Source organism: Prosthecobacter vanneervenii, from assembly GCF_014203095.1.
GTDB lineage: Bacteria > Verrucomicrobiota > Verrucomicrobiia > Verrucomicrobiales > Verrucomicrobiaceae > Prosthecobacter > Prosthecobacter vanneervenii.
In genome coordinates this window covers 75468-90912 of sequence record NZ_JACHIG010000008.1, presented here as the reverse complement: position 1 = coordinate 90912, position 15445 = coordinate 75468, and the positions used below count along the sequence as shown (strand labels likewise).

Sequence of the window (15445 nt, the reverse complement as noted above, 5' to 3'; positions counted from 1 at the left end):
GTAGTGCAGGCAGCGCCTTGGAGGAGCAAGGCACCACCTGTGTCAAAACTGTTGCTTATGCATCCGGCGGGCTGATGCAGTGGTATGACATGAAACTGCTCTCGTGTCTGGTGATGTGCACCGTGCTGGCTATGTCTGAAGTTGCGGCTCTGACGACGGGAGACTCCGTGCCGGACTGCACGCTCACGGATACAAACGGGAGAGAGATGAAGCTGTGCCAGTTTAAAGGACAGGCGCTGGCGCTGACGTTCATCTTCACCCGCTGCCCTCTGAAAGATTACTGTCCGCGCATGACGGCGCATTTCGCCGCTGTGCAGCGTGACATGAGCGCAGACCAAAACTGGCACCTGCTTTCGGTCTCATTTGATCCTGAACATGACACGCCTGAGAAGCTGCTGGCGTATGCCAGAGCCCACGGTGCGGACTCCTCGCGGTGGACCTTTGCCACAGCTAGGCCGGATGTGCTAAGCAGGCTGGGGGCGTGGTTTGGGCTGGAGGTGCGGTCGAAAGACGGGATGATCGACCACAATCTGCGTACGGTGGTGATCGATGCCGAGGGGCGAGTGCAGCATGTGTTTGAGGGCAATGCCTGGACGCCTCAGGAACTGGCCTGGGAACTGAAGAAGGCGATGAGGTGACTCAACGCCGCCGCCGAAAACCGGCGGCCAGACAGCCCAGCATGAGGAAGAGAGCGCGTGAGGGCTCAGGAGCGGCTGTGATAGGAATGGTGATGGCGGAGCCGCTGTCGTCATAGGACCAGTCTTCGATCAAACCGCCCGAGGAATTGGCCGTGAGGATGACGCGCATCCAGCCATAGTAGGGGCCCGTGCTGGAGTCTGTGTAGAAGCGAAAGCCAAGGTAACCCTCCTGCCTTGGTGCAAACTGACCCGGGCCTGAGCCGAGGTGGGAAACCGGATCGCCCGAGCCGCCGAAGCCGGAGGAGAAGTTCAACGCACTGCCGACGATGTCTCCGCCGTTCAACCGCACGATGGGATCACTGTTGCCCGTGCCCGTGCGTGCCGGCTGAAAGACCGAACTGTTGGCGATGCCAGCGCCACCAAAGAATGGATTGATGTCCCAGCCGGTGATGGTGGAGGAACTGGTGGCGGCATTGTCGATGTTGACATAAACACCGTCAAAGGTGGTGGGAATGGCGATGTTTTGCAGGCCGCTGTAGATGACGGCCGCATTCACAGCAGGGGAGAAACCGGGCAGAACAAGGATGAGTGCGAGGAATAGGCGCTTCATATCTGTGGCAGGGTGGGTATGTGGCGTTTGCAGACCTTAGTTTGGAGTGACCGTGACCCGGAAGAACCGTGCTTTCTGGCCATTGATGAAGAAGGGGTATTTGACGGTGACCACCTCATAGATGCCGTCGTCTGCAATGACGGTGGGGGTGACGGTGCTGGACTGCCAGGTGGTGAGATCTGAGCTGAACTGAACGGTGTAGGTGATGCCGGCGGTGGACTGATCTTTTCTGCGGCAGAAGTCGGCGCGGAAGTCGACGCTCGTCGCCGTACTGGTGATGGAGACATCCGGTTGGCCGCGGCTGATGATCGTGCCGTTTGAAACCACGAGCTTTCCAGGATCGCTGCTGTTGGGATTGGTGCCGAAAGCGAATTCCACCAGATTGCTGATGCCGTCGCCATCGCTGTCTGTAGTGGCATCAGACGAGCTGTTGCGGTTGAGGCCGTTGGCAATTTCGAATTCATCTGTAAGGCCATCGCCATCAGAGTCGGCGGCACCTTGCTTGATGAGTGTGAAGGAGTCGTTAACTGCACCGGTCTCGCGCAGGAAGGTGGCGTTCAGCGTGGTGCCGTTTACATCCAGCACCAGAGAGCCGAGGTTATTGAGGCTGATGTAATGGGCCGGGTGATTGAGCGATCCGCCGCTGGTCTGGCCTGCCGAGCCGGTCACGCTGTAGACCGCGCCGAAGTGGTCGCGCGGGCCGGTGAGAGGCTTGATGTAGGCGCCATTGCCCGCAGGGCGGCCATCTCCCGCGTTTTTCTTCATCGCTGATGTCAGCGTGCTGGAGAGACCATAATGCCCATCCAGCAGGTAGGAGCGCTCATAGCAGTGGCTGTGACCGCAGAGCACGAGATCGACACCGCCATTCTCCAGAATGGGGAGAATGTTGGCGCGCATTTCCATGAGCTCGGTCTCGGTGTCCGAATTGTGAGAGCCTTTGGTGTAGGGCGGATGATGGAAGATGCAGATGATCCAGGTGCGGGTGGTGCTGGCGAGATCATTCTTGAGCCAGGTGGCCATGGCTCCCGAAGGGGAACGGCTGGCGGTCATCGAATCCAAAGTGATGAAGTGGATGTTGCCGTAGTCGAAGGAGTAGTAATGCTCCGAGCCAGAGGCCACGCCGCCGCATTCGCCATTCTTCGGGAAGGTGTAGACTGAGAAATAGGGATAGGTGTCGACAAACGAAGTCGCCTGGCTGGTCTCGTGATTGCCGAGACAGGACCAGAAGGGCACGCGCTTCATGAGGCTGCCGTAGATGTCGAAGACTTTGGTCTGGAACTCGCTGTCGAGACCGGAATTGTAGGCGTTGTCGCCAAGCTCGAGCACGAGGTTTGGGTCACGGCTGCCGGTCCAGGTGTAGAAGGCGTCTCGCACGCTGGTCTGGCTGGAGGTGCCGGTGCCTGCATCTCCCAGAACCCATATGCGGGTGTTTGGCGTGGTGCCTGCCACAGGCGGAGTGGTGAAGGTGTGGGCCGCATCTCCGCCTGCGAGCGTGTCGTAGGGAGAGCCGATGCTGTAAAAGTATGTGGTGCCGGGGGTGAGGCCCGTGAGTGTGACCTCGTGATCTGTGGCGGCGGCGGTTTCGTCTGCGATGCTGGTCAGTGAGGCGGCAGATGAGCCATACCTCACACGGCCCACGATGCTCTGGCTGCTGCGCCAGCGGATGGTCATGGTGGTGGGGCCGGCCTGCTGAAGATAGGCGGCGCGGGTGAGAGTGCCGGAACCGGGGGCCGCATTGACGGTGATGGCCACTGCGCTTGAGATGGTGATGTTGCCATCATTATCCGTGGCTCTGGCTGTGAGGCTGTAGCTGCCGCTGGCCACGCCGGACCAAGCATAGCCGTAGGGTGATGTGGAAGCCTCTCCCAGCTTGGTCGCGCCATTGTAAAACTCCACCTTGGTGATTGTGCCGTCGGTATCGCTAGCGCTGGCGGAGATGTTGATCGTGGCAGGTGCGGTGAAGGCATCTGTGGCCAAAGGAGCAGTGACTGCCACGGACGGTGCTGAACCGATCTGCGCTCCTGCAGCGCTAAGGGTGACGTTGTCGAGGCCGATGATCTGGTCCGGGGAAGTGGCGACGGCATTGTCATCGACCCAGCGAAGCAGCAGGGTGGCGCCGGCAGCCCAGCCGCTGCTGAGGGGGAAGTAGGCAGGGGAGATAGTCGTGACCCCAACGGTGTTTGGCACCTGCACCCCGGAGCCGCTGAGTGTGGGATTGAGGTCGGAGACGTTGGTCCAGGTTGTGCCGTTGTCGAGGCTGTAGAAGAGCCAGTAGCCCGGCAGCTCATTGGCAGTCGAGGCGGCGGTGTAGCGCCGGGTGTCATAGCCGATGTTCAACGCCGTGATGGTGGTGGAGCCGGTATTTGTCAGCTGCCACTGGATGGCCACACCGGCGACGGAGGTGGGTGAGGTGCAGAGGACACGATCAGTGCTGCTGGCGCCCTGTGCATTGTAGCCGTTGTTGTTGGTGGCGCTCGGGGCGCTGTTGGCGGTGAGAGCACCGGAGGCGGCCACCATTGCAGACACGCTGTTGGTGCCGTTGCCAGGGATCGGAATGGAATCTGTCCAGGTGGCGTTGGTGGTGCCGCTGTTGGCATTTTTCATGGACCACCCGCTGGGGGGCGAAGTGCCGCTGGTGCCCATGGAGTCAAAGTTTTCCGAGAATGACAGAGGAGCTGCCTGCACATTGATGGTCACAGGTGAGGAGGTGGTGGCAGCTCCATCATTGTCCGTGGATGTGACTGTCAGAGTGTAGGTGCCGACAGCCACGCTGCTCCAGAGCAGACTGTAGGGGGCGGTGGTGGCCTCGCCAAGCTTTGTGGAACCATTGAAAAACTCCACCTTTGTGATGGTGCCGTCGGTGTCTGCCGCACTGGCTGTGATGGTGATGCCGCCCGCATAAGCCACGCCACCTGCGGGGGAGGTGATGGCGGCGGTGGGAGCCACGTTGTCCGTGTTTGTCACGCTCACGGTGCGCACGGCCGAAGTCGTGGATGCGCCGCCATCGTCGATGGCTTTAGCGGTCAGTGTGTAGCTGCCGGTGTAAACATTGTTCCAGAAGAAGGCATACGGCGATGTGGTGGCCTCTCCCACCTTGGTGCCATTGGCGTAGTATTCCACCCTGGCCACAGTGCCGTCTGTGTCAGCGGCATCAGCGGTCATGTAGATAGAGGCAGGGGAATCAAAGATCTCGCCGGGGTCGGGTTCGGTGAGAGCGACGGTGGGCGGAGTGTTGTTTACCGAGATGACGACGGGAGCGGAAAGGGTGCTGCCGCCGGAATTGTCAGTCGCCACGGCGGTCAGCGTGTGATTGCCAGCGGTGGCGTTGCTCCAGGCGAATGAGTATGGGGCGCTGGTGTCTTCCCCCAGCTTGGTGTCGGCATCAAAGAACTCGACTTTGGCCACAGTGCCGTCGGTGTCAGAAGCGCTGGCGTTGATGGTGATGGCGGTGTTGAGAGCCACGCCGGAGCCGTCTGCCGGAGAGGTAACGGCTACCGCAGGCAGGGAGTTGGCAGCGGTGCTGAAGCGGCGTGTGGTGCTGGTGGCGGTATTGATCGTGTCAGTGACGGTGGCGTACCATTCGTAGCTGCCGCCAGCCTCGAGGCCGGTCCAGTTGAGCGAGGCACTGGTGCCACCTGCGCTGACACTGGCGGTACCGAGAGGCACCCAGTCCGTCAGAGAGCTCTGCATGTTGTAGGGCAGGGTGTAGGCTGCGGTCCAGGAAGGAACGCTGTCGCTGGCATTGACGGCGCGATTCAGCGTCGGCGAATAGCTTTCCACGGTGATCTGGTTGTTGGCCGGGGAGAAGGTGTAAATGCGCATGAAAGCGCGGCCGCCGTCCACGATGTCCTGATAGTCCTGCAGGATGCTGTAAACGGTGCGGCCCTGGTAGGTGTCGCTGCGTCTGCCCTCGCCATTCACATGGCCGCAGAGCATGAGGAAGAGATTGGGGTTGTCCTTGAGGTTGTCGTAGATGGCCTGTCCCTGCGTGCTGAATGTGGCGGGGTTGCCGGTGTTGACGATCCAGTGGCTGGTGACGATGGCGCGGCGGTTTGGGTAGGCTTTGAGCAGTGCGTCCGCCCAGTCGAGCATGGCCTGGTAGCTGCTGACCGCGCCAGCATTGTATTCGAGATGGATGACGATGAAGTCGAGGCCGCTGGCGCTGAAGAACTCGTAGTTGCTGTTGTTGGTGGTGCCGAAGTTTCCGCCGTAGTAGTTGCGACCCGCCCAGCGGTTGGTGCCGAAGTACTGGTTGTAGTAAGTGGTCGTTCCAGTGCCGCCGCCGGTGCCGAAGTCATGATTGCCCGGCGCGCCACCCCAAGGAATGCCGTAGGCGCGCAGGGTGTTTGTCTGGCTTTCGATTTTTTTCATGGCCCCATCTGCATTGATCCATTCCTGCTGATAGGTGTCGCCATTTTGCACGATGTCCCCCATGTGACTGACGAAGGCGATGTTGCGCGTGCTGCGGTTGTCCACCATCCACTGCGTCTGTGCATTGAAGAGGCTGACGACCGCGCCGGAACTGCCGCCCGAGGCATTGCGGCCGGTGTTTTCGGAATAGAACTGAGTATCTGGGACGGCGATGAAGCTGAAATCAGCGCCTGGGGTCGAAGGGGTGGTTTTGCGGCCGTAGAAAGTCACCGTCATGGCATCACCCTCGGGATCACTGAGCGAGACGTTGAGGTTTGTGCTGCTGCCGAGGCCTGAGGCGTTGTCCACCGGAGCAGTGAGCGCGATGACAGGAGCCTTGTTGGGATTGGGGGAGACAGTGATTGAGACGGTGGCCGATGTGGTTGTGCCTCCTTGATTGTCGATGGCCCTGGCACTCAGTGTGTAATCTCCGGCAGCGACAGCGGCCCAGTCATAGGCAAAGGGGGCACTGGTGGACTCCCCCACTTTGGTGCTGCCATTGTAGAACTCCACTTTGGTGATGCTGCCGTCGGAGTCGGAGGCTGTGGCTGCAAAATGCACCGTTGCGGGGGCTGTTCCCGTGTAGGCTGCTGTGGGAGCGTCCAGTGAAACAGTCGGAAGAATATTGGGGGTGAAGGCGGCTCCATCCACCCAGAGGGGACCATTGGTCATCGTGCCGACTGGTGCGCCGGTGCCGACGCTGTTTGCGGTGGTGGTTCCAGTGCCTTCGTTCAGACCGTAGCGCCCGATCAGGCCGGTGGCGCTGGCGATTTCATAATCTTTGGCGCCGGCGATCTCACTGGCGCTGCGGGCGTAGTTCCAGACGCGCACTTCATCGATGCGGCCTGCGAAGGCCCCCTCTGCCACACCGGCGGAGGTGAATGCTGCGCCGATGCCGAAATGCTGGATGGAATCGTAACGCGGCAGAGCGCCGGCAGCAGCGGTGGCGGTGCCGACTGAGACGCCGTCCAGATAGAGCGTCCACGTGGCGGAGTTGCCATCATAGGTCGCGGCAGCATGGTGCCAGACGTTGTTGGTGATGGGTGTATTGGAGCCCGTGATGGGGTAGTTCTGGCCGCCAGTAATACCTGTGGCCGGATAAGCTTCGAAGTCGGCCACAAGCAGGCCGCTGGTGTTGATTCCGAAGAAGTAATTGCAGTCCACATTACTGTTTTCCGCCTCGCCGCGTCCTTTTCCAAAGAGGGGAACGCCTGTCACACCGCCATTGCCGGAACTCGATGTGACACCCGTGCCTTCTTTGCGGAACCAGCACTCCAGCGTGAACCCATTGGAGGGTGGGCCGCCTGCATTGAGTTCCGGGGCGACACCCATGGTGACGTAGTCGTTCACACCGTCAAAGAGCAGCGCTGTCTTAGTCGCGCTTGTGAGAACGCTCACGGTGACCGTGCTGCTCGTGGTGGCTGCGCCGCCGTTGTCAGTGGCACGGGCCGCGTAGGTGTGCACGCCTGCGGTGACGGTGGAATCAGTGAAGGTGTAGGGTGAGGAGGTGACGGTGCCGACGACGCTGCCATCTCGCAGGAACTCGACCTGAGCCACGGTGCCGTCGGTGTCTGAGGCTGTCGCGGTGAGTGAGACACCGGCGCTAACAGTGGCTGTTGTGCCAGTTGCAGGAGCCGTCAGGGCGGCAGTGGGGGCGACGTTCGTGTTGAAGGGAGCTCCGTTGATCCACATCGGGCTGTTGGTCAGCGTGCCTGTGGGAGCACCGGCGGTGCCCACGGTGTTGCTGACGGAAGTGCCAGTGCCTTCATTCAGTCCGTAGCGGGCGAGCAAACCGGTGGTAGCGGTGGTTATCTCCGAGCTTTTGCTTGCGGCAATCTGTGTGGCCGTGCGCGCTATGTTCCACACACGGACTTCGTCGATGACTCCCTGGAACCAGCCAGCGGCCGCGCCGGTGGAAGTCATGGCGGTGCCGATGCCGAAGTGCTGTATGCTGTCGTTGCGAGGAGCTGCGCCGGTGGGATTGGTGAAGGTGGCATCCAGCACGCCATTCAGGTAGAGATTCCAGGTATAGGTGCTGGTGTCATACGTCACTGCTGCATGATACCAGGTGTCGTTCTGAATGACGGTGCTGCCGATGATGGGGTAGTTCTGCCCGGCGGTGATTCCGCTAACACCGGCCTGGGCTTCAAAGTCGGCGCAGAGTTTGTTGGTCGAGGCGTCAATACCGAAGAAGTAATTGCAGTCCACATTGCTGCCGTCTGCTTCAGCGCGTCCTTTGGTGACGAGCGGGATGGCATTGGTGACACCGCCAGTACCTGTCGAGGTCGCGGTGCCCGAGCCGGTGCGCTTGAACCAGCACTCCAGGGTTAGATTGCTGGCGCCCAGCGTGGCGGTGGCGGCGCCCATGGTGATATAGCGATTGCTGTTGAAAAGCAGCGCCTGATTGCTGGATGTGGTGACCGGGAGCGAGATGGTCACATTATCCAGGCCGATCACCTGGTCTGGCGAGGTCTGCTGTGCATTGTCATCCACCCAGCGGAGCAGGAGTGTGCCGCTGCTGGCCCATGCACTGCCGAGTGTGATCGTGGCGGGGGCAGTGACGTAGGAACCGGCGGTGTTTGGAACCGTGGTGATCGTGGGATTGGTGGCGGAAACGTTGGTCCAGGTGGTGCCGTTGTCGAGGCTGTAGAAGAGCCAGTAACCCGGCAGTTCATTGGCCGATGTGGCTGCGGTGAAGGCGCGTGTGTCGTAGCTGATCTGGACCGAGTTGACGGATGCGCCGGTGGTGTTGGTCAGCGAGAGCTGCAGCGCCACCCCTGCGCCCGTGGTGGGCGAGGTGCCGAGACTACGGTCGCTGGTGGCGGTGCTGGTGGCGTAGTTGAATCCGTTGGTGTTGCTGGTGGCGGTGTAGGTGGTGGCAGCTGTCAGGGAGGTTGTCAGGGTGCCGCCAGCCACAGCACTGGCTGGGATGGAAGAGGTCCAGGTGGTGCTGCTGCCGCCAAAAACACCATAGACTGACCAGCCGGACGGCGGCGTGGTGCCGGACGTGCCCATGGAGTCGAAGTTTTCGACGAAGATGCCGTTGAAGTTCGCCGCGTACAGAGCGGAGGTGCAAGTCATGGCTGCAAGGAACAGCGCAGTCAGGCGCAAGGATGTCATAGGGAGGGAGTGGAGGTCTCAGGGGCAGCAGAAGCGGGGGCTGCTAGCGCCCGCTGGGTTTCTTCAAGAATGAGGCTCATGGCATGGGAACCACGTTCCAGATTTGGGAGTCCGAGAATGCGATCACGGAGAGTCGTCCAGGCAGCGCGGGCTTCCTGGGTGCGGCCCGCCTGCTGCAGGAGTGCGGCGCGCCTGGCCATCCAGGGCTCCGGGCGTGGAGCCTGCTGCTGCATCACATCCACGCGGGCCAGGGCTGCGTCGTATTTTGCCTGGGCGATCTCCAACTCCATGACCTTGAGCACCAGAGAAGGAACATTGCCGCGTCTCGCGATGCCGAGCTGGAGCAGTTCGACAGCTTCGGTGGCCAGTTTTTGCGCCGTGAGCGCTTGTGCGATTTCCAGGTACAGATCCGGCTCTGGATCTGCCGTGCGGCGCAGGCCGGTGCGGTAGGCTTTGAGAGACGCCTCAAACCGCTCCATTTTGGCCAGCACACGTGCATGCACCAGGTGTGCAAAGCCGTGCTCCGGATGATCTTTGAGGAAGTCGGACAGGAGGGCTTCCGCCTGGGAATTCAATCCACCCAATGCGAGAGCCTGGGCACGCAGGAGATCCAGCGCGGCGGTATCGCTGCCGAGTCGTTCCGCTCGCTCGATGTCCGTGAGAGCGGCCTTCCATTCGCCGTGTTCGAGGTAGAGCTGAGTGCGGCGTACATAAAGAATGGAATCCTGTGGCCGAGCGGCCATCTCGAGGGCCAGCTCATCCATCATCTCATGGAATGAGCCATGAGCTGCAAGGGACTGTGCCACAGCCAGCCAGGCTAGTGCAGCGGTGCATGTCAAACGGGTAAGCATACCGCTTATCCATGCCAATGACACCACGCCTTTCCGCTGAGAGATGGTCACAAAGTTGGCAGTGAGTTTTTCGTCACATGTGCATGTGACTGAATCGGCACTTGCGTCTAAAGAAGTGCCTCATGATGCAACTCACGGCATGAAACTGGATCGATTGATAGCAGGCCACCAATCGCAGGGCAGGCAGGCGGCGCATCATGCCATCGCCACAAGGCGCGTGCGGGTGGATGGCGTGGTGGTGACAGACAGTCATCATCCTGTGGACCGCTTCATGAAGGTGGAGATGGATCATGTGCTGGTGCAGGCACCGGAAAGGGCGCTGTACCTCATGCTGCACAAGCCGGTGGGAATCCTGAGCGCGACCAAGGACGACCAGTTTCAGACGGTGATCGATTTGATCGATGATCCGGACAAGCACAGGCTGCACATCGCGGGGAGGCTGGATCGTAGCACATCTGGACTGGTACTGCTGACGAATGACGGGCGGTGGTCCAAGCGGCTGATGGCGGCGGAGGAGAAGGTGCCGAAAGTGTACTTGGTCGAAACGCTGGACCCCATTTCTCCAGATGCTGTGGAGGCGTTTGCACGCGGGTTTTATTTTCATACGGAAGACATCACCACGCTGCCGGCTGAGCTGGAGATCCTGGGAGAGCGCAGCGCCAGGCTGACTCTGCATGAGGGGCGCTATCATCAGGTGAAGCGCATGTTTCATCGGGTGGAGAACCTGGTGGTGAAACTGCACCGCGAAAGCATCGGCACTCTGACTTTGCCTGAAGACCTGCCCGCTGGAGCATGGCGTGAACTCACTCGCGAGGAGGTGCTCGCAGCAGCTGGTGATGAATGAAAACAGCTGTGGAAGCGTGTTCTGGTGATTGTTTGTTTTTCAGAAAATCCAGCTTTCGCAGATGAATTTCAGCCCTTAATCTCAGTGCATTGTGATCCCCCCACGCATGTACCTCAGTATTTGGTTTGGCATCATGTTGGCAGCTCAGTCCGGCTGCACGACACAGAAGGCGGCAAAGCCGGACAAACTCGCCATTGAAGAGGCGCGCAAGGCGCTGCCGCTTGAAGAAAAGGACAAGGATAAAGCCAAGGAAAACCCTCTGGTGAAGCGGCTGAACAATCCCTCCACGATGCCACCGGTGCCTCCTGCTGGGGCGCGGATTTCGTATTCCTCGGTGAAGATCTCGCAGAAGACTCTGGCGATGACCTTTGACGACGGCCCGCATCCGAGCCTGACGCCGAAGCTGCTGGACCTCCTGAAGGAGCGAAACATCAAGTGCACGTTCTTCCTGATTGGCCAGCAGGTGAAGATGTACCCGGACATCGTGCGCCGCATCATTGCCGAAGGGCATGAGATCGGGAACCATACCTGGACGCACTGCAGCCTCACGAGCCGTTCAGATGATCAGATTCGCAGCGAGCTGAAAAAATCTGAAGACGCCGTTTTTGAAGTGGCCGGTGTGCGACCGCATCTGGTGCGTCCGCCTTATGGTGCCGTCAACACACGCATCAAGAACCTGATGTTTACCGAGTTTGGCTACTCCACCATCATGTGGTCGGTGGATCCGCAGGACTGGCGCCGTCCTGGCGTGGCCGCGGTGACCAGCCGTCTGGTGAACGGGGCGCATCCGGGAGCGATCATGCTGTCTCATGACATCCATCCGCCGACGATCACCGCCATGCCGGCGATGTTTGACCAGCTATTGTCCCAGGGATACCAGTTTGTGACCGTGAGCCAGCTCCTGAACATGGAAAAGGCCTCGATGCCCGTCGGGGTGATCGTTCGCCCTGCGGACAAGGTTGAGGAGCATGATCCGAAGCCGCTGCCGGAGAAAAAGCCGAGTGCATGATCAGCGGCGCATAATGAAGCGCCTTGTCTGAAAAAAGGAAAGCGCCCCGGGCGGAGCCGGGACGCTTTCAGACCCACCTGTGCCGTCCGGTGCAAAGGGCTCACGTATCCCATGAGTCCAGGTGGGGACCCGCGGTATGAGGCTCTGTCTTCCAGTGAAGGCATGACATATCACCTCAGCGCGCAGCCCCCGGGTTAGATTAATCGGGCCGGGCCGCAAAGCTCGAAAACGAACACTGCAGGAAATTTAGATGCCACCGAGGTGGCAAATTTCAAAGAGCCGGACAAGGCTGAATGAACCGTGTCCGAGATGACGGAAGCTACTCCCAGATGCGGGCCGGATCAAGGACGGTGTCGAGCAGCCTTTGTGGGAGAAATTTGGGCGCAGAGGGCGTTTGTTCATCTTCCCATCCAGCCATGAGCCGTTTTGCTTTTCTTCTATTCCTCGTATGCGCGGCAGATGCCGTTGCCGCTTCTGATATTCGACGTCTCTGGCTGAGCTTTCAGCGTGAGGAGCCGACCCATATAACGGTGAACTGGGAAACCGAGGAGCTGGGAGATTCGGAAGTGCTATTTGGAATCAGCGCAGCGCTGGGTGGCAGGATCGCCAAGGAAGAAAAAGTCACGCTGCATCATGTGGAGATCCCTCTTTCTGACAAAGATGCGGTTTATCACTATCAAGTGCGCTCTGGTGGCGTGGCTTCAGAGGTCTATACCTTCAAGGGCATGCCAAAACAGGAGCTGCGTGCCGCAGTGGTGGGAGACTGGGGTTTTGCGCAGCCGGATCTGTCCGCGCTGATCAAGGATGATGTGCATGTGCTGATGACGGCTGGAGACAATGTCAGCAGCCTGCATGAGAAAGGCAGGGAAGGGACGAAGGCGTTCAGCGCTTTGATCGATTCACAGCCGGAGCTTTTTCGCAGCGTGCCTTTCATGCCGATCCTAGGGAATCATGACCGGGAGATTCGTTCGCGCGGGCCGAAACCGCCGCCCGAGGCGGTGTATGATGTGGAGGCGGCTGCGTATCGTGAGTTTTTTGCGCTGCCAGGAAATGAGTGGAACTGGGTGCTCAGCTTTCCGGATTTTGGCGCACGGTTTGCCGCCCTGGATCTGGAGCACATTCAGGACATGGGAACGACCTGGCAGACGGGGCATCCGTTTGACGCAGCATGTGAGCAACTGGCCTGGTATCGGAAGCAGATGGAGCCTGCGCATCCGGGGCACACGATCACCCTGCAGAATGAGCGCAATGCGACGATGCGTGGTCAGTTGAAGGGCGAATGGGGGAGGTTGTTTGAACGGGGCTCTGCGGTCATCACTGGATTTGGTTATTTCGCGGAGCGGGCTGTGGTCGATGGTTTCCCGTATTACAACACCGCGCTCAAAGGAAACGGGGATCGCTATCCGGATCCGAAGTCGGCCTTTTTTGCGAGCGAGCACAGCTATGTGCTGCTGAGCTTCAGGCCAAAGGCTCCGATGAAGATCCAGATCAAGAGCCTGGCTGGCGAGGTGCTGGACGAGCAGGTCTATCCGGCCAAGTGAGAGGTGTTAACATAACACCGTGAATTGCGAGCCCGGAGCTGTGAAGAGGGGGCTTGTGGGCGTTTTGGTAAACACATCCAACCATGAAACACACGCTTCTGCTTTTTTCACTGTTCGCTGCGCAGCTCGTTGCGCAGGACAAGGCCGTGCTTGATCTTGCGCTCGAAGCGCCGGTCATCAATACGCAGCCGGGGCCTGAGTATGATGCGGAGAAGCGGCCGGGGAACATGATCATCGGCCTGGACCGCACGCCGAAGGGGCGCTTGTGGGCGGCGTGGGTGGGCAACGGGGATTCGCCCAATGGCTTTTTCATGCTGGCAACGAGCGATGATGACGGCAAGACATGGAGCAACCCGAAGGTGGTGATCGACCCGCAGGATGGAGAACTCAATGGCGTGAAGTATGAGCGCCGTGCGCTGGTGGGGAATCTGTGGACCGATCCACTGGGGCGGCTGTGGTGCTTCTTTGACCAGAGCCTGGGGTATTTCGATGGACGCGGCGGAGACTGGTACATCCGCTGCGACGATCCAGATGCTGCGGAGCCGAAGTGGACGGAGCCGGTACGTTTTGCGGATGGCTGCACGCTGAACAAGCCCACGGTCCTGAGCAATGGTGACTGGCTGTTGCCGGTCTCTCTATGGACGCGCGACCGCATGAATGGACCCGGAGTGGACAAGGAGGCGCACAAAGATCTGGATGTGATCCGCATGGCGAATGTGTTTGCCAGCACGGACCAGGGGAAGACGTGGACACGGCGTGGGGGCGTGGCTTTCCCACGCACGGACTTCGATGAGCATATGATCGTGGAGCGCAAGGATGGCAGCCTGTGGATGCTGGCACGCACCAAGGACGGAATCAGCGAGAGCGTATCCACTGACAAAGGCGCGACATGGAGCGAGCCGCAGCCTTCTTCGATTCAAAATTGCAGTGCGCGGTTTTTCATCCGCCGTCTGGCATCGGGAAAACTGATCTTGGTGAAGAACGGACCGATCAATGTGCGGCTGCCGCGTCGCTCGAATTTGAAGGCCTTTCTTTCCGAGGATGATGGCAAGACCTGGGGCAAGGGGTTCCTCATTGATGACCGCAGTGAGGTGTCTTATCCGGATGGCTTTCAGGCTCCGAATGGAGACATCCACATCCTCTATGACTGGAACCGTCATACCGATGCGGAGATCCTGCATGTGAAGTTTACGGAGGAGGACATGCAGAAGCAGGCGGAGATCGGCAAGCTGACGATGGATCCAGAGGAGATCAAGCGCCGGGCGAAGGTGGGCAAGGATCTAGTGAACAAGGCGCTGGCTCCGAAGCTGCCGAAGGCCATCACGCCAGACCCCAAGTGGGCCGCACAAGCGCTTGAGGATGCGAAGCAGGACTTCAAGAGCATACCGTATGATGGGGTGACGCCAAACAAGATGGTGTGCGACACCACGCTGCGCGAACTGCCAGACGGCTCATGGATTCTCTTCATGCTGGCCGGTGGTGACACGGAACCGAGCCCGCTCAACTACACGGGCGTGACCCGTAGCCATGACATGGGCAAGACATGGACGCCGCTGGATCGTTTTGACGTGGGCTTTCCCCGCGAGGGCAAGACGATCGGTCAGGGGCCGACTGAGCTCATGATTTTGGGACAGCGCAGCACGTTGTTTTTCTCCACCCATTCGAAGCACTGGGCCAACGACTGGCGCTCGTGGTTTCTCACCAGCGATGATTCGTTCAAGACCTGGAGCAAGCCGTATGAAGTGCCAGGTCGGCTGAAGGAGCGCACGTTTATCCGCAAGCATATCGTGTGCAAAGACGGGCGGATCATGGCCCCCTTTCAGCATTACATCGGACCTGATGACCAGCAGGACCGCCCGCCGCTGGAGCGCGACTTTACCAATCCGCGCAACGGGGTGCTGATCAGCAAGGACGGAGGTAAGACGTGGAGCGAGCATGGGAACATCCGCCTGACTCCGAACAGCCGCTATTTCGGCTGGGCGGAAAATGACCTCTTTGAGCATCCCGATGGACGCATCACGATGGTGATTCGTGGGGATGGGCTGGGCGGTATGCTTTACAAAGCGGAGAGCAAGGACGGCGGGCTGACTTGGCCGGAGTTTGCCAGCATCACTCCGATTCCGAATCCTGGCAGCAAGACGACACTCTACAATCTGGGCGGCGATACGGTGGCGATCCTGCACAATCCGAACAGCAAGCACCGCAGTCCGATGGCGCTGTGGATCAGCTTTGACGGCATGAAGACCTGGCCCTACCAGCGTGTGCTGCAGCAGGAGTCGGTGGACGGGCCGAAGGGACGGATGAACTACCCGGACGGTTTTGTGAGCAAGGACAAGCAGTGGCTGCACTTTGCCTTTGATGACAACCGCCATCGGGCGGTGCATTACAGCGCGAAGCTGCCGCCGCTGAAGTAGCGGCTTTG

Annotated in this window: 8 protein-coding genes and 1 other RNA gene; 5 read left to right on the top strand and 4 right to left on the bottom strand. The window is 59.9% G+C overall.

The genetic code is table 11. The features are described 5' to 3' along the window. Window positions 1-89 precede the first annotated feature (89 nt). Entirely contained in the window at window positions 90-638 is a 549-nt protein-coding gene (locus HNQ65_RS17785; protein WP_184341422.1) for an SCO family protein, read from the top strand. 1 nt (window position 639) lies between these two features. On the opposite strand, the gene HNQ65_RS17780 is transcribed toward HNQ65_RS17785, so the two are convergent. The 3 genes from HNQ65_RS17780 to HNQ65_RS17770 are packed head-to-tail and all read right to left on the bottom strand — an operon-like array spanning window position 640 to window position 9521. After that, window positions 640-1248, bottom strand: coding sequence for a PEP-CTERM sorting domain-containing protein (locus HNQ65_RS17780; RefSeq protein ID WP_184341419.1), 609 nt, complete (start codon window positions 1246-1248; stop codon window positions 640-642). Window positions 1249-1284: 36 nt separating this feature from the next. Next, complete coding sequence (locus tag HNQ65_RS17775; protein ID WP_221306208.1) at window positions 1285-8739, bottom strand: Ig-like domain-containing protein; 7455 nt, start codon at window positions 8737-8739, stop codon at window positions 1285-1287. 35 nt (window positions 8740-8774) lie between these two features. Next, window positions 8775-9521, bottom strand: a complete 747-nt coding sequence (locus HNQ65_RS17770; RefSeq protein ID WP_184341415.1) for a tetratricopeptide repeat protein — start codon at window positions 9519-9521, stop codon at window positions 8775-8777. Between the two features lie 247 nt (window positions 9522-9768). Here HNQ65_RS17770 and HNQ65_RS17765 point away from each other — a divergent pair, with 247 nt between their 5' ends. Then, a complete protein-coding gene (locus HNQ65_RS17765; RefSeq protein WP_184341413.1) occupies window positions 9769-10473 on the top strand; it encodes a 16S rRNA pseudouridine(516) synthase in 705 nt (234 codons plus the stop codon). Window positions 10474-10579: 106 nt separating this feature from the next. Next, the gene (locus HNQ65_RS17760) at window positions 10580-11482 is read left to right on the top strand and encodes a polysaccharide deacetylase family protein (protein WP_184341411.1); all 903 of its coding nucleotides are present in this window, start codon (window positions 10580-10582) and stop codon (window positions 11480-11482) included. A 66-nt stretch (window positions 11483-11548) separates the two neighbouring features. On the opposite strand, the gene ssrS is transcribed toward HNQ65_RS17760, so the two are convergent. After that, window positions 11549-11729: non-coding RNA, 6S RNA (gene ssrS / locus HNQ65_RS17755), on the bottom strand. A 169-nt stretch (window positions 11730-11898) separates the two neighbouring features. On the opposite strand from ssrS, the gene HNQ65_RS17750 reads away from it, so the two are divergent. Together HNQ65_RS17750 and HNQ65_RS17745 are read left to right on the top strand one after the other, a co-directional pair. Further along, complete coding sequence (locus tag HNQ65_RS17750) at window positions 11899-13023, top strand: purple acid phosphatase family protein (RefSeq protein WP_184341409.1); 1125 nt, start codon at window positions 11899-11901, stop codon at window positions 13021-13023. Window positions 13024-13106: 83 nt separating this feature from the next. Next, window positions 13107-15437 (top strand): sialidase family protein, encoded by a 2331-nt coding sequence (locus tag HNQ65_RS17745; protein WP_184341407.1) that lies wholly within the window; start codon window positions 13107-13109, stop codon window positions 15435-15437. The last annotated feature ends 8 nt before the right edge of the window (window positions 15438-15445 follow it).